Origin of the sequence: Pseudomonas sp. BN415, assembly GCF_029871195.1 — a bacterium.
Taxonomy (GTDB): Bacteria; Pseudomonadota; Gammaproteobacteria; order Pseudomonadales; family Pseudomonadaceae; genus Metapseudomonas; species Metapseudomonas resinovorans.
The window spans coordinates 123,456-143,581 of record NZ_SSOK01000028.1 but is presented as its reverse complement, the minus strand read 5'-3'; the positions used below and the strand labels follow the sequence as shown (position 1 = coordinate 143,581).

General features: G+C 63.8%; 15 protein-coding genes and 4 pseudogenes. 14 read left to right on the top strand and 5 right to left on the bottom strand.

The genetic code is table 11. The features are described from left to right. The first annotated feature begins 216 nt into the window (after positions 1-216). On the top strand, positions 217-642 hold the full coding sequence (locus tag E8F20_RS08215) for a GNAT family N-acetyltransferase (RefSeq protein WP_280283314.1): 426 nt from the start codon (positions 217-219) through the stop codon (positions 640-642). Between the two features lie 453 nt (positions 643-1,095). On the opposite strand, the gene E8F20_RS08210 is transcribed toward E8F20_RS08215, so the two are convergent. The 4 genes from E8F20_RS08210 to E8F20_RS08195 all read right to left on the bottom strand — a co-directional run bounded on the left by E8F20_RS08210 (position 1,096) and on the right by E8F20_RS08195 (position 6,837). Further along, positions 1,096-2,385, bottom strand: a complete 1,290-nt coding sequence (locus tag E8F20_RS08210; protein WP_280283313.1) for an FAD-dependent monooxygenase — start codon at positions 2,383-2,385, stop codon at positions 1,096-1,098. Beyond that, positions 2,378-3,052, bottom strand: a complete 675-nt coding sequence (locus tag E8F20_RS08205; protein WP_280283312.1) for a peptidase S8 and S53 subtilisin kexin sedolisin — start codon at positions 3,050-3,052, stop codon at positions 2,378-2,380. The genes E8F20_RS08210 and E8F20_RS08205 overlap by 8 nt, the downstream gene beginning before the upstream one ends. Beyond that, positions 3,042-4,775, bottom strand: coding sequence for an ABC transporter ATP-binding protein (locus E8F20_RS08200; protein WP_280283311.1), 1,734 nt, complete (start codon positions 4,773-4,775; stop codon positions 3,042-3,044). Before E8F20_RS08200 ends, E8F20_RS08205 begins: the two co-directional genes overlap by 11 nt. A gap of 160 nt (positions 4,776-4,935) precedes the next feature. Then, a complete protein-coding gene (locus E8F20_RS08195; RefSeq protein ID WP_280283310.1) occupies positions 4,936-6,837 on the bottom strand; it encodes a sigma-54-dependent Fis family transcriptional regulator in 1,902 nt (633 codons plus the stop codon). Positions 6,838-7,058: 221 nt separating this feature from the next. Between E8F20_RS08195 and E8F20_RS08190 the strand changes: the two genes are divergently transcribed. The 8 genes and pseudogenes from E8F20_RS08190 (at position 7,059) to E8F20_RS08155 (ending at position 16,160) form a co-directional block, all read left to right on the top strand. After that, positions 7,059-7,457, top strand: a complete 399-nt coding sequence (locus tag E8F20_RS08190) for a MerR family DNA-binding transcriptional regulator (RefSeq protein WP_028630063.1) — start codon at positions 7,059-7,061, stop codon at positions 7,455-7,457. 39 nt (positions 7,458-7,496) lie between these two features. Continuing rightward, positions 7,497-8,660: an isovaleryl-CoA dehydrogenase gene (locus tag E8F20_RS08185; RefSeq protein ID WP_028630062.1), complete on the top strand. Its 1,164-nt coding sequence runs from the start codon at positions 7,497-7,499 to the stop codon at positions 8,658-8,660. A 109-nt stretch (positions 8,661-8,769) separates the two neighbouring features. Then, positions 8,770-10,377 (top strand): carboxyl transferase domain-containing protein, encoded by a 1,608-nt coding sequence (locus tag E8F20_RS08180; RefSeq protein ID WP_280283309.1) that lies wholly within the window; start codon positions 8,770-8,772, stop codon positions 10,375-10,377. Between the two features lie 101 nt (positions 10,378-10,478). Next, positions 10,479-11,273 (top strand): gamma-carboxygeranoyl-CoA hydratase, encoded by a 795-nt coding sequence (locus tag E8F20_RS08175; RefSeq protein ID WP_280283308.1) that lies wholly within the window; start codon positions 10,479-10,481, stop codon positions 11,271-11,273. Positions 11,274-11,275: 2 nt separating this feature from the next. Beyond that, positions 11,276-13,219, top strand: coding sequence for an acetyl/propionyl/methylcrotonyl-CoA carboxylase subunit alpha (locus E8F20_RS08170; protein WP_280283307.1), 1,944 nt, complete (start codon positions 11,276-11,278; stop codon positions 13,217-13,219). 133 nt (positions 13,220-13,352) lie between these two features. Then, entirely contained in the window at positions 13,353-14,258 is a 906-nt protein-coding gene (locus tag E8F20_RS08165; RefSeq protein ID WP_280283306.1) for a hydroxymethylglutaryl-CoA lyase, read from the top strand. A gap of 164 nt (positions 14,259-14,422) precedes the next feature. Further along, positions 14,423-14,566 (top strand): annotated as a pseudogene (locus tag E8F20_RS08160) (DNA-binding response regulator); the annotation flags it as partial. 415 nt (positions 14,567-14,981) lie between these two features. Next, positions 14,982-16,160 carry a GGDEF domain-containing protein gene (locus tag E8F20_RS08155; RefSeq protein WP_280283305.1) on the top strand — a complete coding sequence of 393 codons (1,179 nt, stop codon included), beginning with the start codon at positions 14,982-14,984 and terminating at the stop codon, positions 16,158-16,160. Positions 16,161-16,189: 29 nt separating this feature from the next. Here E8F20_RS08155 and E8F20_RS08150 read toward each other — a convergent pair whose 3' ends face one another. Further along, positions 16,190-16,786, bottom strand: a complete 597-nt coding sequence (locus E8F20_RS08150; protein WP_280283304.1) for a helix-turn-helix transcriptional regulator — start codon at positions 16,784-16,786, stop codon at positions 16,190-16,192. An 18-nt stretch (positions 16,787-16,804) separates the two neighbouring features. Here E8F20_RS08150 and E8F20_RS08145 point away from each other — a divergent pair. The 5 genes and pseudogenes from E8F20_RS08145 to E8F20_RS08125 all read left to right on the top strand — a co-directional run. Then, positions 16,805-16,909 (top strand): annotated as a pseudogene (locus E8F20_RS08145) (XRE family transcriptional regulator); the annotation flags it as partial. 454 nt (positions 16,910-17,363) lie between these two features. Next, positions 17,364-17,759, top strand: a pseudogene (locus E8F20_RS08140) (PLP-dependent transferase); the annotation flags it as partial. A 61-nt stretch (positions 17,760-17,820) separates the two neighbouring features. Further along, positions 17,821-18,576 (top strand): annotated as a pseudogene (locus E8F20_RS08135) (ABC transporter ATP-binding protein); the annotation flags it as partial. 26 nt (positions 18,577-18,602) lie between these two features. After that, a complete protein-coding gene (locus E8F20_RS08130; protein WP_280283303.1) occupies positions 18,603-19,370 on the top strand; it encodes a transporter substrate-binding domain-containing protein in 768 nt (255 codons plus the stop codon). A gap of 93 nt (positions 19,371-19,463) precedes the next feature. Then, entirely contained in the window at positions 19,464-20,123 is a 660-nt protein-coding gene (locus E8F20_RS08125; protein WP_348529615.1) for an ABC transporter permease subunit, read from the top strand. The last annotated feature ends 3 nt before the right edge of the window (positions 20,124-20,126 follow it).

The following is a 20,126-nucleotide window of genomic DNA, read 5'->3' as shown; positions in this document are numbered from 1 at the left end:
CAACCCCAAACGCTTGAAGCCATCGCCCGAAAGCGCTGCCCCCTGCTCGGAGAAGAATTAATCTCCTGATCGCAAATCGATCGCCAAGAGAAGAACCGGCACACTGATCAGCGGGCAGCCGTAGCCAACTACAAGAAAGCGGGCGCAAGCGGTTCAGCCCAGCCAATCGAGCAAGTGGCGCCTCTTCATATCAGTAAACATCTAAAGGACTAGCGAATGAGTACTCGTATCGAACTGACGGTAAATCCAGGCGAAGATCAGCGCGCAGCAATCCTCAAGCCCTTGCGGGCCTATAACGTTTCTCAAGCGGGTGACCCAAAGCGAGAAGCAATCGCCCTGCTAGTCCGCGATGAGCACACCAACGAAATCATTGGGGGCCTTTATGGCGAGATCTTTTATCGTTGGCTGTTCATCGAGCTGCTAGCCATACCTGAGCAAGCAAGAGGGCAAGGCACAGGCTCACGCCTGATGAACATGGCAGAAGATGTTGCACGTGAAAAAGGCTGCGTCGGCATCTGGCTGGACACCTTCGATTTCCAGGCACCCGAGTTCTATCAAAAGCACGGTTTCACCGAGTTCGGCCACCTCGATGATTTCCCTCCAGAGCACAAGCGCTTCTTTTTCCAGAAACGATTGGTTTGACGTGCTGTTTAAACGAAAAGTGCATGCACACCCATCGATTGCCGGCGGGTGGTTTGGCTTGGAGACGATCTCCCCAGTCGGACTGATGGCGGCGAATTCGTCGCCAAGTTCGTCCAGGTATCGGAATCGTGAGCGAGGCAACGCTCAGGCAGATGAACACCCCGGCAGCGACCAGCAGACTTTCCATGGACAAGGCTCTCCAAGCCGGTCGGCCAGGCGTTGCCGTTGTAGGGGCGATTTCAATCGCTTTGTCTGCGTTAGCTGTTGCGAGAGATTGACCATCGGGCCAAGAGCCTTGTAGGAGCTGGCTTGCCAGCGAAACGCGGCCATTCGCTGGCAAGCCAGCTCCTACGGGCAATGCAGTTCCCGACAACACGTAACGCAGACATAGCCATCTCAATTGCCAAGCAGAATGAACTCGCCCCCACAGAAAAAGCAGCGGCCTGAGCGGGTTCAGGGCCTATAGCCCTGGACCAGCAGCCAGCCTTGCACCAGTCGACGAGGCTGCTCCGGGAGGGTGGCCAGGGCCTGGGTCAGCTCACCCCGATGCAGGGCGGAAACGATGGGGGCGAGTTCGATGCCTTGCAGGTGCCAGATGCCCAGCGGCTGGTCCGCCGTTACGACCACATCGGCCTCTTCGATCAGGTCGCCATGGATCACCGGTGCACGCTCCACGCGCACCCGGCTGAAGTCCGCCGACGCGTGCATGGGCTCGGCGTCGGGCCAGTCACGGCGCTCACGCCAGAAGGCTGCGTCTGGCCAGCGTTGCTCCAGAGCGTAGAAGTCCCGCCCGGTGCGGGCGAAGCGCAGGAACAGGTGTTCCACCCGGCGCTGGTGGAAACGCCGGGCCAGTTCGGCGCACGCGGGGCGTTGAATCATGGTGTTGATCACTGCCGATGCCTGCAGGGCCGACGACAGCGACTGGAAGATGCCGTTGCCGGAGAGTGGGTCCACCGCCATCGCGGCATCCCCTACCCGTAGCCAGTTGGGGCCGCTGGCCTCGTGGAAGAGAATCGCCGTGCTGCTGCGGGCGTGCAGGCGGGCCGGCTGCAGGGCCTGGGCGCCGAACAGCTCGCGCACCAGCGCGGAGTCGCGGCGGCGATGGGCACAGTAGTCGGGAAGTTGCTCCTTGGGCGGCAGGCCGCGGGCGTCCAGGGTGATCTGCCAGTAGCAGCGGCCGTCCGTCAGGCGCGCCATCCAGGCCCAGCCATCGGGCAGGCTTTCCACCGCCGAGGCCGGTTGACCGGGGGCGCCCTGCCACTGGTTGAGCAGGCTCAAGGTTTCCGGTCCGCGCAGGCGACCACCGGCCAGCGGCGCCTGGCGACCACGGGCTTCGACAAGAAAGTCCGCGCGCAGGGGGTCGCCCGGTTCGAGATGGATCAGTTGGCCGTCTCCGGTGCTTTCCACTTTCAGCACCCGCGCCTCCAGCACCTCGATGCCAGCAGCGCGCAGGTCTTCGCGAATGGCAGCATCGAACTGCGGGCGATCCAACAGGCATTCCTGATTGATCGACTGGCCGTCGCCGTTCCACTGCACCCGCCGCGGCGAGGGAGCGGCGGCGCAGGCCAGCGCACGATCAAGGCCGGCTTGCCGCAGCCCATCCAGCACCCGTTGGGACACGCCCTCCACTGCCGCAAAGCGGCGCCATTCGCTGACCACCCGCACGGAGTAGCCCAGCCGACGCAGCCCGAGAGCCGCCGCCGCTCCGGCCGGGCCGGCACCGAGCACGACGATCTCAGTCATGGCCACGGCGCTCCCGTCCGGTAAAGGCCGCACCCTCGCGTAGCCACTGGAGCACAGCCTCGCGGCCGGCGCCGGGATGGGCTTGCAGGAAGCCGGCGATGATGCCGGAAAGGGCCGCGCAACCGATGCTGGAACCCGCCACGCCATTGGCCGCTGCGACATGGGCGCCGAAGTCGGCTTGCGGGCTGTTCAGCCAGGACCATTGCCCCGGCGCGCAGCGGGCATCGCCGGTCACGCGGATCACGCCCGGATAGGCCGCCGGGTACACCGGCTCGCCCTGGGCCGGGCTGGAGGCGCAGAGCAGGATGCCGGCGGTATGGGCCAGCACACAGGCCTCACGCAGCACCGGGCGGTCGTTGCGCAGGCCGAGGCTCAGGTTGACCAGGGCCACGTTCTGCTCGATCAGCCAGTGAAGGGCAGCGGCAATCTGCAGCGGGCTGGTCTGCCAGCGCTCGGCGAAAACCTGGGCGACACAGAGGCGGACCGGGCCGCACGGGCGCGTCAGGGTGTCCAGCACCACGCTGCCGTGGCCGAGGGCATCGGGTTGGGTTTCGCCATCGAGCAACTCACCGCCTTCCAGCCAGAAGCGCCGGGCCAAGACGACGCGGCTCCCCTGCTCCGGCGCGAAACCGCTGTCGATGATGCCGACGGCAAGCTCACTGGCCATGGCTCACCTGCTCGGGTTCCTGGCTGTGCAACTGGCCGTGCTCCAGGCGGAAGGCGATGTCGGCCTGGGCCAGGGTGGATGGCCTGTGGCTGATAAGAATGCGCGTACGCCCGGCGAAGAGCTGGTCGATGGCGGCGATCACTTCGCGCTCGGTGGCTTCGTCCACCGCCGAAGTGGCTTCATCCAGCACCAGGATCAGCGGGTCCTGCAGCAGCGCGCGGGCGATGGCGATGCGTTGTTTCTGCCCGCCGGAAAGTTGCTGGCCGCGCTCGCCCAGTGGATTGTCCAGGCCCAGCGGCAGGGATTCGATCAGGCTGTCCAGGCGGGCCAGCCGCGCTACCTGTTCCAGGGCCTCGCGGGTGGCGTCGGGGGCGCTGTAGACAAGGTTCTCGGCCAGGGTGCCACGGAACAGGACGATGTCCTGGCTGACCACGGCGATGCGCCGGCGCAGGGCAAAGAGGTCCAGTTCGCGCAGGTCGACGCCGTCCAGCAGGACGCGCCCCTGGTCCGGGTCGTAGAAGCGTTGCAGCAGGTCGATCAGGGTGGATTTGCCGACACCCGAGGCGCCGCTGATGGCGACTTTGAGGCCAGCGGGAATGCAGGCGTCTACGTCGCGCAGCACGGCACCGGCACGTTGCTCGTGGGCAAAATGAACGCGCTCCAGGCGCAGTTCTCCCCTGCCCTCCGGCATGGGTTTGGGCGCTTCGGGCTGGCGCACGGGTACCGGTTCCTGCTGCAGCTCCATCACCCGGCCGAGGCTCACGGTCATCCGTTGCAACGCCACGTAGAGGCCCAGCAGGCTCTGCACCGGCCCAACGGCCATGCCGAGGTAGGTGGAAAAGGCGATCAGCGCGCCCAACTGCCAGGTGCCCTGGATCACCCAATAGCCGCCGATGAGGAAAGCACAGGCGCGGGACAGCGAGGTCAGGGTGCCGGGCACGGCATGGGTGAAGAACTCGGTGATTTGCACACGCAGCAACTGGCTCATATAGCCCTGCCCGAGCCTTTCCAGGCGGTCCGATTCGCGTTTCTGCTGACCGGCGGCCTGGATGAATTTCATCGCCGGCAGGGTTTCCACCAGGAAGGACGACACATCCGCCGAGCGCTCGCGCAGGCTGCGCACTTCGCGCTCGACCTTGCGCCGCATCCAGCGCAGCCAGAGCACTTCTATGGGGATCAGCAGCGCCAGCAGCAGGGAAAGCTGCCAGGACAGCAGCAACATCAGGGTCACCGCGCCAATCAGGCCGATGACGCTGGAGACGGCGGAGAACAGCGAATCCACGGCGAAGCGCTGGATTTCCGCCACGTCGCCATCCAGCCGGGAAAGGATGTCGCCGATGCGCTTGCGGCCATAGAAGGCCGGCGAGAGTTGCTGCAGGTGGCGATAGAGGTCATCACGCAGGGCGAAGAGGATGCGGCCCGAGAGCCGGGTGTGCAGGTAACGGTTGATGCCCGACAGCACGGTGCCGAGGATGCCGACGGCGATCATCGTCACCGCTACCTGCACCAGCAGGCCGAAGTCCTTGGCGAGCAGGCCGTCGTCGATCAGGGTCTTGGTCAGCCAGGGTTGGGCCAGCACCAGCAGGGAGGCGCCGAGGGACAGGCCCAGCAGCACAAGGATGGCGCGCAGCTGCGGGCGGACGAAGCCATAAAGCCAGGCCAGGGCACGGCGCAGCAGGTCGGGGTCGCTGGTTTCCACCAGTTTGAGGAGCAGACGAGTCATCAGGTTACGGCCAGGATCTGCAGTTTCACTGTGGGGGCGAATTCATTCGCGATGGGCTGCAACGCAGCCCCCTTGGGTCTTTCAGGGCAGACCTGCGGTCTGCTTGGCGAATGAATTCGCCCCCACAAGGTTCCTGCCACACATTTCGAAGGAGGCCATTTCATCCCCTGAGCTGCTTCAGCTTGCGATACAGGGTCGCGCGGCTGATGCCGAGGGCGTCGGCGGCGGCCGAGACATTGCCCTGGTGGCGGTCCAGAGCGCCGCGGATCAGCTCCAGCTCGTTCTCGCGGATGCTGCCGGGCTGGCGGCAACTGGCGGTGAGTTCGTCCAGCAGGCTGTCGGTGAGGTGATCCAGCCCCAGCACTTTCTCGCCCGCCTCGCGCATGGCCAGCGCCGAGCGCAGGACCATTTCCAGCTGGCGGATGTTGCCCGGCCAGTCGTAGCCGGACAGCAACTCGGTGAGGTCCTTGTCGAGGCTCACATTGGACGCGCCGAACTTGTGCAGCACGCCGCTGATCATTCCGCCCAGGTCATCCCGCTCACGCAGGGCCGGCAGACGCAGGCTGACGCCGTTGATGCGGTAGTAGAGGTCTTCGCGGAAGTGCTTTTCCTGCACCAGGCGTTTGAGGTCGCGGTGGGTGGCGCAGATCACGGCGACGTCAATGTCCTGTTCTTCGCCAGCACCGAGCGGCGCTACCTTGCGCTCCTGCAGCACCCGCAGCAGGCGCGCCTGCAGGCTCAGCGGCATGTCGCCGATTTCGTCAAGGAACAGGGTGCCGCCGTGGGCCTGCATCAGCCGTCCAACCATGCCGCCGCGACGCGAACCGGTAAATGCGCCTTCGCGGTAGCCGAAGAGTTCGGACTCGATCAGGCCTTCCGGGATGGCGGCGCAGTTCACCGCCACGAAAGGCTTGTCGGCACGCGGGCTGGACTGGTGCAACGCGCGGGCCACCACTTCCTTGCCGGTGCCGGTCTCGCCCAGCAGCAGCACCGGGAGTTCGTTGGCCAGGCCCTGGCGCGCCATGCGCAGAGCGCGGGCGAAACGGCTGTCGCGTCCGGCCAGCTCATCAAGTAGCAAGGCTTTCTGCGAGGCCGGCGCCTTGGCAGCAGGTGCCGGGCCGCCAAGGCTGGTGTGACGCGGCACCTGAAGGGCGCGGAAGAAGAACTCGCCCTTGGCGGTCTGCACGCTGCTCACCCCGCCCTGCAACAGACGGGTGATGAATTGCGGCGAGCGTTCACCGATGAGGTCGCTCGAACGGCGGCCCACCAGCGCTTCGCGGCGCATCTGCAACAGGTCGCAGGCGCGCTCGTTGGCCGCGAGTACTTCGCCGTCCAGGCTGACGGCCAGCAGGCCGTGCCAGGCACTGCCGAGGTATTGCGGACGGCTGTGGAAGGCCAGCACCAGATGATCCGGGTAGCAGAGGCCGAACATGCGGCTCTCGATGTTACCGGCGGCCAGCATCAGGGTGGCGAGGTTGTCCTGGGGCTGGGCCATGACCCCTTCTCGGGTCAGGTCGATCACGCCGACCACCCGGCCCTGGGGATCGCGCAAGGGCACCGAGGTGCAGGAGAACGGGCTGAGGCGATCCAGGTAGTGTTCGCCGCAGTTGATCAGGGTCGGTCGCCCTTCGACCACGGCGGTGCCGATGGCGTTGGTGCCGCGCAGGGACTCGCTCCAGCAGCTACCGGGACGCAGGTCGCGCAGGCCGAAGCTCTTGAGGAATTCGGTCTGGCCTTCGATGGCCAGAACGTTGGCCTGGGCATCGCCGAGGATGATCAGCCCGCCCTTGCCCTGCTGGCTGACCAGGTACTCCAGCTCCGGCGTGGCGGCATCGATCAGCAGGCGGTTGCTGTCCAGCAGCAATTGCAGGTCGTGCCGCTGCTCGACCTGCTCGCCTTCCAGGCAATTGAGGCCGTGGCCGAGACTGCGCCGCCACGAGGCATCGATCTCGTCGCGTAGCACGCCCTGGGGCAGTTCGCCTTCGCTGGCCAGTTTCAAACGAGCCTGACGCGACTCGTGCAATGGATCGGCAGCGGTTTTTATTCGAATGTCTTGCGCCATCTCTCGCTCCAGCGTGCGCCCCGGCATGGGCCGGCGGTCAAGTCGCTCGCCTTGAATGTCTACACCCCCGGCCCACGTCCGTAAAGAGCGGGCCAACTCCCCTGCAGGCAGCAAGTATCAAGCCATTCCGGCCGTCGCCTGCTCTTGCGAAGCGTAGTTGACAGTCAGGTTGGCACAGGTTTACGTTAACGTAAAGGTAAACACAGCCACGAGCCCCGACCATGCCCACCACCTACAGCATTTCCGACTTGGCCCGCGAACTGGACGTCACCACCCGCGCCATCCGCTTCTATGAGGAGCAAGGCATGCTCAGCCCCGAGCGCCGTGGCCAGGAACGTATCTACAGCCCGAAGGATCTGGTGGCACTCAAGCTCATCCTGCGGGGCAAGCGCATCGGTTTCTCGCTGGCCGAATGCAAGGAACTGATCGACCTCTACGACCCCAGCAGCGGCAACCGCAAGCAGCTGCAGACCTTCATGGACAAGATCGCCGCGCGCCGCGCGCAGCTTGAACAGCAACTGCTGGATATCCAGCAGATGCAGCTGGAACTGGATACGGCCGAAGAACGCTGCCTGGCGGCAATGGCCGAAACCGAACGCAAACAGGGCGTCAACGCCTGATTCACTCATCCTCCGACAATGACAAGCACAGGTGTAACGATGAGCTACCCCACTCTCAACTTCGGTCTCGGCGAGACCATCGACATGCTGCGCGACTCCGTCCATCAGTTCGCTCAAGCCGAACTGGCCCCGCGTGCCGCGCAGATCGACCGTGATAACGAGTTCCCCATGGACATGTGGCGCAAGTTCGGCGACATGGGCCTGCTCGGCATGACCGTGGAAGAGGAATATGGCGGCACCAACATGGGCTACCTGGCACACGTGGTGGCGATGGAAGAAATCAGCCGCGCGTCCGCTTCGGTCGGCCTGTCCTACGGTGCCCACTCCAACCTTTGCCTCAACCAGATCCGCAAGAACGGCACCCACGAGCAGAAACTCAAGTATCTGCCCAAGCTGTGCTCCGGCGAACATGTCGGCGCACTGGCCATGAGCGAGCCCAACGCCGGCTCCGACGTGGTGTCGATGAAGCTGCGCGCCGATAAGAAAGGCGACCGCTACGTACTCAACGGCAACAAGATGTGGATCACTAACGGCCCGGACGCCAACACCTACGTGATCTACGCCAAGACCGACGTCAACGCTGGCTCGCGCGGCATGACTGCCTTCATCGTCGAGCGCGACTTCAAGGGCTTCTCCCGCCACCAGAAGCTGGACAAGCTGGGGATGCGCGGTTCCAACACCTGCGAGCTGGTGTTCGAAGACGTTGAGGTGCCGGAAGAAAACATCCTCGGTGCGGAAGGCCGAGGCGTGGCCGTACTGATGAGCGGCCTGGACTACGAGCGTACCGTGCTCTCCGGCGGCCCGACCGGGATCATGAGCGCCTGCATGGACGTGGTGCTGCCCTATGTGCACGAGCGCCAGCAGTTCAAGCAGTCCATCGGCGAATTCCAACTGGTGCAGGGCAAGCTGGCTGACATGTACGCCGGCATGAACGCGTCCAAGTCCTACCTGTACACCGTGGCCAAGGCCTGCGACCGCGGCGAGGAATCACGCAAGGACGCCGCTGCGGTAATTCTCTATACCGCCGAAATGGCCACCAAGATGGCTCTGGACACCATCCAGCTGCTGGGCGGCAACGGCTACACCAACGAGTACCCGGCGGGCCGTCTGCTGCGCGACGCCAAGCTCTACGAGATCGGCGCCGGCACCAGCGAAATCCGCCGCATGCTGATCGGCCGCGAGCTCTACAACGAAACCCGCTGATCGCCACACCGAGCCCCTGTAGGAGCGAGCTTGCACGCGGACAAGCCTTCGCCAGCAAGCTGGCTCCTACAAGAGAGCACTGGGCACCACACTCGACGGAGCGCGCCAGATGGCCATCCTGCACACCCAGATCAACACCCGTTCCCCGGAGTTCGCCCGCAACAGCGCGGCGATGCTCGAACAGGTCGGCGCCCTGCACAGCCTGCTCGGCCGCATCCATGAAGGCGGCGGCGCCAAGGCCCAGGAACGCCACACCTCGCGCGGCAAGCTGCTGCCTCGCGAGCGCATCAATCGCCTGCTGGACCCCGGCTCGCCCTTCCTCGAAATCGGCCAGCTCGCCGCCCATGAGGTGTACGGCGAAGACGTACCCGCCGCCGGCGTGGTGGCCGGCATCGGTCGCGTGGAAGGCGTGGAATGCATGATCGTGGCCAACGACGCCACGGTGAAAGGCGGCTCCTACTACCCGCTGACTGTGAAGAAGCACCTGCGCGCCCAGACCATTGCCCAGCAGAACCGCCTGCCCTGCATCTACCTGGTGGACTCCGGCGGCGCCAACCTGCCGCGCCAGGAAGACGTGTTCCCCGACCGCGAACACTTTGGCCGCATCTTCTTCAACCAGGCCAACATGAGTGCCATGGGCATCCCGCAGATCGCCGTGGTCATGGGCTCCTGCACCGCCGGCGGCGCCTATGTGCCGGCCATGTCCGACGAGACCATCATGGTGCGCAACCAGGCCACCATCTTCCTCGCCGGCCCGCCGCTGGTGAAGGCCGCCACCGGTGAAGTGGTGACCGCCGAAGAGCTGGGCGGTGCCGACGTGCACTGCAAGGTGTCCGGCGTGGCCGACCACTACGCCGAGAGTGACGAGCACGCCCTGGCCCTGGCCCGTCGCAGCATCGCCAACCTCAACTGGCGCAAGGCCGGCGAGCTGAACCTGCGCGCCCCGCTCGCTCCGCGCTACGCCAGCGATGAGCTGTACGGGGTGATCCCGGCTGATGCCAAGCAGCCCTTCGACGTGCGCGAAGTCATCGCCCGCCTGGTGGACGACTCCGAGTTCGACGAATTCAAGGCGCTGTTCGGGACCACCCTGGTGTGCGGCTTCGCTCACCTGCACGGCTACCCCATCGCCATCCTCGCCAACAACGGCATCCTCTTCGCCGAGGCCGCGCAGAAAGGCGCGCATTTCATCGAACTGGCCTGCCAACGTGGCATCCCGCTGCTGTTCCTGCAGAACATCACCGGCTTCATGGTGGGCAAGAAGTACGAAGAAGGCGGCATCGCCAAGCACGGTGCCAAGCTGGTGACCGCCGTGGCCTGCGCCAAGGTGCCGAAATTCACCGTGATCATCGGCGGCAGCTTCGGTGCGGGTAACTACGGCATGTGCGGTCGCGCCTACGACCCGCGATTCCTGTGGATGTGGCCCAACGCCCGCATCGGCGTGATGGGTGCCGAGCAGGCCGCCGGCGTGCTCACCCAGGTCAAGCGCGAGCAGAGCGAACGCGCCGGCCACAGCCTGAGCGCCGAAGACGAAGCCCGCATCAAGCAGCCGATCCTCGAGCAGTACGAGCGCCAGGCGCATGCGTATTACTCCAGCGCACGGCTGTGGGACGACGGCGTGATCGACCCGGCGCAGACCCGCGACGTGCTCGGCCTGGCGCTCTCGGCCAGCCTCAACGCCCCGATCGAGCGAACCACCTTCGGCGTGTTCCGCATGTAAACCCTGCTTGCGACCGGTGGAGCCATCGTAGGAGCCAGCTTGCTGGCGAACCCGGGTACCACCGCTGATCGCGAGCAAGCTCGCTCCTACAGGAGAGCAGGATGACCGACTTCAACACGCTGCAACTGGACTTCGCCGACAACGGCATCGCCACCCTCTGGCTGAACCGTCCGGACAAGAACAACGCCTTCAACGCCGGGATGATCCGCGAGCTGATCCTCGCCCTGGATGCCGTCAAGGCGCATGGAAAGGTGCGCTTCCTGGTCCTGCGCGGCCGCGGCCGGCACTTCTCCGCCGGCGCGGATCTGGCCTGGATGCAGGAATCCGCCCAGCTCGACTACGCCGCCAACCTCGACGATGCCCGCGAGCTGGCCGAGCTGATGTACAACCTCTACCACCTCAAGGTGCCAACCCTTGCAGTGGTGCAGGGCGCGGCCTTCGGTGGCGCGCTGGGCCTGATCAGTTGCTGCGACATGGCCATCGGCGCGGTGGACGCGCAGTTCTGCCTGTCGGAAGTGCGCATTGGTCTGGCCCCCGCGGTGATCAGCCCCTTCGTTGTCCAGGCCATCGGTGAGCGCGCCGCGCGCCGCTACGCCCTGACCGCCGAACGCTTCAGCGGTGAACGCGCCCGTGAACTGGGCCTGCTCGCCGAGTGCTATCCATCCGAGGAACTGGACCAGGCCGTGGAAGCCTGGACGGCCAACCTGCTGCAGAACAGCCCGCAGGGCATGAGCGCCACCAAGGACCTGCTGCGCGAAGTCGGTAGCGGAGCCCTCAGCCCCAACCTGCGCCGCTACACCGAAAGCGCCATCGCCCGCATCCGCGTGAGCCCCGAAGGCCAGGAGGGCCTGCGCGCCTTCCTGGAGAAACGCAAACCGTCCTGGCAGGAGCAATAACAATGATCACCACCCTGCTGATCGCCAACCGCGGCGAAATCGCCTGCCGCGTCATGCGCACTGCCAAGGCGCTGGGCATCCGTACCGTGGCCGTGCATAGCGCCATCGACCGCAACGCTCGCCACGTGCGCGAGGCTGACGTGGCCGTGGACCTGGGCGGCGCCAAGCCAGCGGAAAGCTACCTGCTGGTGGACAAGCTCATCGCCGCTGCCAAAGCCAGCGGCGCCCAGGCCATCCACCCCGGTTACGGCTTCCTCTCCGAGAACGCCGGCTTCGCCCGCGCCATCGCTGATGCCGGGCTGATCTTCCTCGGCCCGCCGGCCACCGCCATCGACGCCATGGGCAGCAAGTCCGCCGCCAAGGCGCTGATGGAAGCCGCCGGCGTGCCCCTGGTGCCCGGCTATCACGGCGAAGCCCAGGACCTGGACACCTTCCGCACCGCCGCCGAGCGCATTGGCTACCCGGTGCTGCTGAAAGCCGCCGCTGGTGGCGGTGGCAAGGGCATGAAGGTCGTGGAGCGCGAAAGCGAGCTGGCCGAGGCCCTGGCTTCCGCCCAGCGCGAAGCGCAGTCCGCCTTCGGCGACTCGCGCATGCTGGTGGAGAAGTACGTCCTCAAGCCGCGCCACGTGGAAATCCAGGTGTTCGCCGACAGCCACGGCAACTGCCTGTACCTGAACGAGCGCGACTGCTCCATCCAGCGCCGCCACCAGAAGGTTGTGGAAGAAGCACCCGCCCCCGGCCTCTCGCCGGAAATCCGCAAGGCCATGGGTGAGTCGGCCGTACGTGCTGCCCAGGCCATCGGCTATGTGGGCGCCGGCACCGTGGAATTCCTGCTGGATGAGCGCGGCGACTTCTTCTTCATGGAGATGAACACCCGCCTGCAGGTGGAGCACCCGGTTACCGAAGCCATTACCGGCCTGGACCTGGTGGCCTGGCAGATTCGCGTTGCCCGTGGCGAGGCCCTGCCCATTACCCAGGAGCAGGTGCCGCTGATCGGCCACGCCATCGAAGTGCGCCTCTACGCCGAAGACCCGGATCAGGACTTCCTGCCCGCCAGCGGCCGCCTCGCCCTCTACCGCGAAGCCAATGCCGGCCCCGGCCGCCGCGTGGACAGCGGGGTGGCCGAAGGTGACGAGGTATCGCCCTTCTACGACCCCATGCTGGCCAAGCTGATCGCCTGGGGCGAGAACCGCGAAGAAGCCCGCCAACGCCTGCTGGCCATGCTGGATGAAACCGCCGTGGGCGGCTTCAAGACCAACCTGGCGTTCCTGCGTCGCGTGCTGGCCCACCCGGCCTTCGCCGCTGCCGAGCTGGACACCGGTTTCATTGCCCGTCACCAGGAGCAGTTGCTGCCCGCCCCGGCCGCCCTGCCCCCGGTCTTCTGGCAGGTGGCTGGCGAAACCTTCCGCCAGAGCGAGGCCGAGCGCGTGCGCGGCGACGACCCGCACTCCCCCTGGAGCCGCAACAGCGGCTGGCGTGCCGGCCTGCCGAGCGCGACCGACCTGCACCTGACCTGCGACGACGAGCGCCAGGTCATACGCCTGCGCGGTGCGGCCGCCAGCCCGATCCAGCTCAAGGGCGAATTCGTCACCCTGGAGCAGGACGGCCTGCGCCGCCAGCACCTGGCGATCCGCCGGGGCGAAACTCTCTACCTGGAGTGGGATGGCGAGCTGCGCAGCGTCGGCCGCGTCGACCCGATCGAGGAAGTCGAAGCCAGCCACGCCCACCACGGCGGGCTGACGGCGCCCATGAACGGCAGTATCGTGCGCGTCCTGGTGGAAGCCGGGCAGACAGTGGAAGCCGGCACCGCCCTGGTGGTGCTCGAAGCCATGAAGATGGAGCACAGCATCCGCGCACCCCACGCCGGCGTGGTCAAGGCGCTGTATTGCAGCGAAGGCGAGCTGGTCAACGAAGGCACCGCCCTCGTCGACCTGGAAGAGGCCTGAGGCTTTGCCATGACGCTTCTGTAGGATGGGTGGAGCCTGCGATACCCATCGCGGAGTTGATGGGTATCGCTCCGCTCGCGGAACGCCGCCCGACCCATCCTACGGTCCAGCACCCGAATCGAGAGATGACGCAATGACTATTCCCAGCAAGGTTCGCCTGGTCGAAGTCGGCCCGCGCGATGGCCTGCAGAACGAGAAACAACCTATCAGCGTCGCCGACAAGGTGCGCCTGGTGGACGATCTCACCGCCGCCGGCCTCGGCTATGTGGAGGTGGGCAGTTTCGTTTCGCCCAAGTGGGTGCCGCAGATGGCAGGCTCCGCCGAAGTCTTCGCGCAGATCCAGCGCAAGGCCGGCGTGACCTACGCAGCCCTGGCGCCGAACCTCAAGGGCTTCGAAGCCGCCGTGGAAGCCGGGGTGAAGGAGGTGGCGGTGTTCGCTGCCGCGTCCGAGTCCTTTTCGCAGAAGAACATCAACTGCTCCATCGCCGAGAGCCTGGCGCGCTTCGTGCCGGTAATGGACGCGGCCAAGGCCCACGGCATCAGCGTGCGTGGCTATGTGTCCTGCGTGCTGGGCTGCCCCTACGAGGGCGAGGTGCCCGCCGAACAGGTCACCAGCGTTGCCGCTGAGCTCTACGCCATGGGCTGCTATGAAGTGTCCCTGGGCGACACCATCGGTACCGGCACGGCCGGCGCCACCCGCCACCTGTTCAACGTGGTGGGCACCCGTGTGCCGCGCGACCGCCTCGCCGGCCACTTCCACGACACCTACGGCCAGGCCGTGGCGAACATCCACGCCAGCCTGCTGGAAGGCATCACCGTGTTCGACAGCTCGGTCGCCGGCCTCGGCGGCTGCCCCTACGCCAAGGGTGCCACCGGCAACGTCGCAACCGAAGACGTCCTCTACCTGCTCAACGGCATGGGCATCGAGACCGGTATCGATATGAACAAGCTGGTGAGCGCCGGGCAACGCATCTGCGCGGTGCTGGGCAAGGAGAACGGATCGAGGGTGGCGCGCGCCATTCTCGCTCGGGCAGGCTGAGGCATCCCCCCACTCCCAGCCCTTCTCCGAATGGGGAAGGGCTGGAGGTGAGAAAGCCCACCGCGCCTCGCAACGTCCATCGCCAAGTAGCGCCTCCACCCGAAGCACGCCCGCGTGCAGTTCCTGGGCCGCCAAACGCCCTCCTCCTCGGCACGAGCTTCGCCATGCAATCGACTTCCGCTTCGGACACGCCCTTTCCCCGGAACCGCTGGAGCGTCCGCGCCCTGATCGTGGACGATGACGCGCCCATCCGTGAACTGCTCTGCGGCTATCTGGCGCGTTTCAATATCGAGGCGGTGGGCGTGACTGCTCGCGCCGGAAGGCGGCGGTCTGTTGGCGCAATTGACGTTGCCCCGCCGCTGACGGGCCAGACCCCGCCACCGCCGCCCGGCCAGGGCGCGGAAGGCCTGCCGTTCGGCCAAACCGACGAGGCGGCGAGCAGCACCGAAGACCAGGGTACGGCCGCCTAATGGCGGCCTTGCTCAAGCAGTACGAAACGGGAGCCGGCTGCAGCAGCCGCGTGGGCAGCCAGTTGAGCCTGTCAGCCTGAAGGCGCCGGCCACCTCCGGGGTGGCCGGCTCACCCATTCCATCCGGCAAGGAATCCCGGGCGACTCATTGGCCCGTCCTCACCCGCGTTCGTAAAAGCCCGGCGGGCGCTGCGAAAGATCCCCCCGAGCGCATACAATCCTTAACTTCAGCCGCAATACAGCCCAATTCGGATATGCCGCTCGATCCGCCCACGATGCTGACCCTTTCCATTGCGCTCGCGGCCGCCGCCGCCCTGTACCTGGCGGTCGAATGGGGCAGCATTCGTGAACCCTCGCTGTTGTACTGGAGCGCCGGCTTCGCCACCATCACCGTCGGCTCGACACTGGCCCTGCTGCGCGGGAACGGCCTTCTGTTCATCGGCATCTGGTTCGCCAACGGCCTGCTGGTGATAGCCCACTGGTTGTTCCTGCTAGGGGTCGCGCGCTTCACCGGGACGCGGCTGTCCCGGGCCTGGTACCTGATCTTCGTCGCCTGGGCGGCCCTATTGCTGCTGCCGGACGGGCCGCATTGGTCGAAGGTCATGTTCCTCGCCAACTCGCTGTTGGTCGCCCTGCTGGCGCTCAGGGCCAGCGCCCTCCTGCGCCCCCACGGCAAATCACTGAGCGTGGGCGCGGTGCAACTGCGCTACGTGCTGCTGGCCCACGGCCTTTTCTACCTGGTCAAGTCCATGACGGCCGTGGTTCCCGGCACGCTGGTGGATCTGGCAGCCTTCCGGGGCGAGATCATCCAGATTTCGCTCGTGGAAGGTGCGATGGCGATCATGCTGATCGCCCTTTCAATGACCGGCACAGAGCGCCATCGGCGTGAAAAACGCATCGCCCGGCTGGCCGCGCGCGATCCCCTGACCGCCCTCTACAACCGCCGCGCCCTCGAAGCACGCGCACCGCGCCTGCTGGAAGAGGTCTGTGAGACTCAGCCGGGCGCATTGCTGCTAATCGATATCGACAACTTCAAACTGGTCAACGACCTGCATGGCCATGGTGCAGGCGACCGGTTGCTGGTGGCGCTCAGCGAGATGATCCGCTCGCTACTGCCCGAGCATGCGCTCGCCGCCCGGCTGGGCGGCGACGAATTCGTCGTCCTGCTGAGCCGTGCCTCACGTGAATGCATCTTCGAGCTGGGCAACCAACTGCGGGAGCAGTTCCACGCAACCGCCTCGCGGACCTTCGACACCCCCGAGGCTGTAACCCTGAGCATCGGCGCCAGCCTGTTCGACCAGCCACCGACCAGCCTGGCGGCATTGATCGAGCAAGGCGACGCCGCGCTCTACGAGTCCAAGCGGGACGGACGAGACAGCATCCGCCTCGTGGATCGCTCCGTGACGGGCGGCGAAGGGTTGCAGCCAGGCTAATTCGCCGCGCTCACAAAACGCGCCGCGATTCATGCCTCATCCCGTCTCTTAAGCCGCCGCACGAACAGCGCCAGCAATTGTGATTGGCTGCCGATGCTCAACTTCTCGTAGAGGCTGCGCCGGTGCACCTTCACCGTACCCGGACTGATTTGCAGGCACTGCGACGCCGAGATGCTGGAGTGTCCCTCCAGCAGCAACCGCGCTACCTCGCGCTCCCGTCTGGTCAGCACATTCCGGCCGAACTGCTCAAACGCTTCATCCATCCAGTCGTCCAGATCATCCACAACGCACCGCTCACCCCGCCGATGCGCCTCCCAGGCCAAGCGCACCACCTGCTCCGCCACCGGCGCCGCGTTACGTAGCAACTGCCTCTCCTCCTCAGTGGAAGGCGACGCGCCTCTGCGCCGCAACAGCGACAGCACGGCCCTGCTCCCCTTACCCACTGTGATGATCAGACCCAGCTTCTCGGCCAACTCCAGATAGCGGTAATAGCTGCGGAAATACTCAGTGGTATGAAAGCGCTCAGGCGCCAGCCGCCGCATGCTGTACAACCCATCGGTCTGACCGAACTGGCAGGCCAGGTGGAACGGGTCGAGTTGATAGAACCCGGCCTGACACTCGTCCACGAAGGCAGGCCGCAAGTCCGCATCGAGCGCGGCAAGCGAAATGTCACGTTCCTGAACATTGCGCGTATCGCGGGCGCCATGCAGTGCAGACCTTCTGATCTACTCGTTGACGCAGGACTGTGAAGCCTTTTCCAGCGCCTCAACTCTTTCCACCACTTCCCCAACGACATCCTCCAACGCGACCAGCAATTCGCTTTCTCCTTAAGCCCAGCACTGGCAGCTACCGGCCGATTCTGTTGAAAAAGTCCTGTCGCGATTTTTGCCAATGAATGAGCGTTAGCGACGTTGAAATCTGAGTCACTCAAAAGACGGAGCTGTCTTGGTTTTTACGTGGCAACGCCAGAGTTGAGCGATTTTTGAGCTGCCAAGAAGCGGCTCTTTCAGAGGCCGACTTTTTCAACAGAATCGGCCAAAAGCGGTCATCGAGTGTCTACAAAAGCCGTGGCGATTCAGCCATTAAAAAAAGCACTACTTAGCCCCGGATTACATCGTTTTTCAGTTCGTTGCCGTCTTCCTATAGTCCCTGCAGACCGACCCACGGGTCAGTGAAGTCATCTCAGCGTTGCGGGAACCGGGTATGAACAAGAAAGTGGAAGTCCAGCGGGGTCGCATCGCCAGTGTCGAGACCCGAGTGCATTGGAGCGGTGAGCAGGTCCAGCATCCGTACCATGCGACCCAGACTCCGATCGTGGTCAGCGCGGCCTGCGGTTATCAGGACATCGATGTCTGGTACGACGTCGCCTTGGGCAAACAGCCGGGCCACATCTACAGCCGCAGGAGCAACCCCACGGTAGCAACGCTGGAGGCCAAGCTCTGCGATCTGGAGCAGGCGGAGTCGGCGGTCGCATTCAGCAGTGGCATGGCTGCCATCAGTGGTGCACTGCACACTTTCCTGACAAGCGGCATGCGCGTGGCCTCGACCCGCGACAGCTACGGCGGCACCAACAAGATCTTCGAGGATTTCCTGCCGCGCACAGAATGCGTGAGAACCATTTAGGGGGGGGCGTCGCATGAATCAAGAGGCAGCATTCGCGTTAGAGGTAGAGAACGTCCACAAGAGGTACGGCAATCTCGAAGTTCTCAGAGGTGTTTCGTTGAAGGCTCGCAAAGGCGATGTGATATCGCTTATTGGCTCTTCAGGCTCGGGCAAAAGCACTTTTCTGCGCTGTATCAACTTCCTGGAGACGCCAGACAGCGGCCGATTCGTCGTCAATGGCGAGACAATTCAACTTAAGACTGGTCGGGATGGAAGCGCGCATCCAGCAGATATTCGTCAGATTGAACGCATTCGAACCGGACTCGGCATGGTGTTCCAAAGCTTTAACCTTTGGCCCCACATGACGGTGCTGGAAAATGTCATAGAGGCGCCGGTCCATGTCCTAAAACGCTCGCGCGCTGAAGCTACCGAGCAGGCAGAGGCGATTCTCCACAAAGTCGGTCTCTTTGAAAAGCGACATTCCTACCCGGCGTTTATGTCAGGGGGGCAGCAGCAGCGCGCATCCATCGCGCGCGCTTTGTGCGTTAACCCTGCGGTTATGCTTTTCGATGAGCCGACTTCGGCGCTTGATCCAGAGCTAGTAGGTGAAGTGCTAAAAGTCATCCGCGATCTGGCTGAGGAGGGCCGGACTATGTTGCTGGTGACTCATGAAATGCGGTTCGCTCGTGACGTTTCAAACCATGTGATGTTCCTTCATCGTGGCCAAGTTGAGGAAGAGGGAACGCCCGATCAAATATTCGGGGCGCCAACAACTGAAAGAGTACGCGAGTTCACTGGCGCTCTTGCCGTTTGACATCCACCAAAGTGAGCATCATAAAAATGAAATCGATATCCAAGGCACTCGCCGGGGCGTTAATGATTGTTTCTGTTTCGGCGCACGCCGATATCAGGTTCGGTCTTATGAATGAACCCTATCCACCTTTCTTTACTAAAGACTCCAGCGGTAAATGGGTAGGCTGGGAAATCGAGTTGATGGAAGCTGTCTGTGCCGAATTGAAAGAAGACTGCTCAATAGTTGAAATGTCTTGGGATGGACTCATTCCCGGCCTTCTTTCTAAACGTTTCGACGTGATCTGGTCTTCTATGTCGATCACTGACGAACGGGAAAAAACCATCGATTTCACGGCTCCTTACTACAAAACGCCAGCCAAATTGATTGGCTATCGTGACAGTTCACTTGGTACCACGCCGGAGGATGTAGCCAATAAGACAATCGGGGTTCAGGTTTCCTCAATCCAATCCAACTATTTCGCGCAGCATTACAGCAGCGTAGCGGAACAGAAAACCTATGCGACCTTGGATGAAGCTTTCCAGGATCTTTCTGCCGGTCGTATTGACTATGTCTTCGGGGATTCCATTCCCTTGATGGAGTTCCTCAAGACTAATTTTGGTCAGTCCTGCTGCGAAGACAAGGGCAATGTGGCTGATGATCCAGTGATTCTAGGTAATGGCATTGGTGGTGGTATTCGGCAGGGCGAGGATAAGTTGGCCGAGCGAATCAATGGAGCGATACACGCTCTGCGCGAAAATGGAACCTATCAGAAAATATCTGCCAAGTACTTCGAATTCGACCCCTATGGCCAGTAATCCCTGCTAGCAGGACGAAGAGGTTTACGTATGTCGGGGTTGATAGAAAAACTTGCACTACTCTCGCCTACCCCCCCCGGATGGGGGGGGGTCTTGCTGGAAGGCGCGTTTGCGACGCTCGCTATCTCAGGGGGAGCCTACGTTATTGGTGTGCTGATTGGGCTCGCTGGTGCACTTGGGAAGCTCTCGGGCTTTAAACCCGTGGTAGTAGGCTTGAACGTTTATACAACCGCGGTACGAGCCATTCCCGAATTGGTCCTAATCGTTGGGCTCTTTTATGCGGGAACCGATGGCTTGAATCGATTACTGGCGATGGCCAATTTCTCTCCTATAGAGATCAACGGATTCCTAGCAGCGGTCATCGTACTGGGCATTGTGCAGGGGGCCTACATGACCGAAGTTTTGCGAGCGGCAATTCTGGCTATACCGGTGGGCTGCATCGAGGCCGCCAAGGCCGTGGGGATGGCGCCTTTGCTAAGGTTTCGTCGCGTGGTGTTACCGGCGCTGATACCCAACGCTCTACCTGGTATGGGAAACCTTTGGATGAACGTAACCAAGGACAGTGCGCTAATTGCGGTAGTCGGCTATCAGGAACTAGCGCTGTCAGCGCGTATCGCGGCGGGAAATACCAAGGAGTACTTTTTGTTCTTCCTTGCAGCTGCGTTTGTTTACCTAATCATCTCGTTAGTTTCGAGTTTTGTTTTTAGACTTGCTGACCGTCGTTTCCGGCGCGGTCTGCCACACGTTGCGTGAGGC

What these genes read in the sequence shown, in the direction of transcription:
- E8F20_RS08215 (WP_280283314.1), top strand. Translation starts at nt 217, where the DNA reads ATGAGTACTCGTATCGAACTGACGGTAAATCCAGGCGAAGATCAGCGC.
- E8F20_RS08210 (WP_280283313.1), bottom strand. Translation starts at nt 2,385, where the DNA reads ATGACTGAGATCGTCGTGCTCGGTGCCGGCCCGGCCGGAGCGGCGGCG.
- E8F20_RS08205 (WP_280283312.1), bottom strand. Translation starts at nt 3,052, where the DNA reads ATGGCCAGTGAGCTTGCCGTCGGCATCATCGACAGCGGTTTCGCGCCG.
- E8F20_RS08200 (WP_280283311.1), bottom strand. Translation starts at nt 4,775, where the DNA reads ATGACTCGTCTGCTCCTCAAACTGGTGGAAACCAGCGACCCCGACCTG.
- E8F20_RS08195 (WP_280283310.1), bottom strand. Translation starts at nt 6,837, where the DNA reads ATGGCGCAAGACATTCGAATAAAAACCGCTGCCGATCCATTGCACGAG.
- E8F20_RS08190 (WP_028630063.1), top strand. Translation starts at nt 7,059, where the DNA reads ATGCCCACCACCTACAGCATTTCCGACTTGGCCCGCGAACTGGACGTC.
- E8F20_RS08185 (WP_028630062.1), top strand. Translation starts at nt 7,497, where the DNA reads ATGAGCTACCCCACTCTCAACTTCGGTCTCGGCGAGACCATCGACATG.
- E8F20_RS08180 (WP_280283309.1), top strand. Translation starts at nt 8,770, where the DNA reads ATGGCCATCCTGCACACCCAGATCAACACCCGTTCCCCGGAGTTCGCC.
- E8F20_RS08175 (WP_280283308.1), top strand. Translation starts at nt 10,479, where the DNA reads ATGACCGACTTCAACACGCTGCAACTGGACTTCGCCGACAACGGCATC.
- E8F20_RS08170 (WP_280283307.1), top strand. Translation starts at nt 11,276, where the DNA reads ATGATCACCACCCTGCTGATCGCCAACCGCGGCGAAATCGCCTGCCGC.
- E8F20_RS08165 (WP_280283306.1), top strand. Translation starts at nt 13,353, where the DNA reads ATGACTATTCCCAGCAAGGTTCGCCTGGTCGAAGTCGGCCCGCGCGAT.
- E8F20_RS08155 (WP_280283305.1), top strand. Translation starts at nt 14,982, where the DNA reads ATGCCGCTCGATCCGCCCACGATGCTGACCCTTTCCATTGCGCTCGCG.
- E8F20_RS08130 (WP_280283303.1), top strand. Translation starts at nt 18,603, where the DNA reads ATGAAATCGATATCCAAGGCACTCGCCGGGGCGTTAATGATTGTTTCT.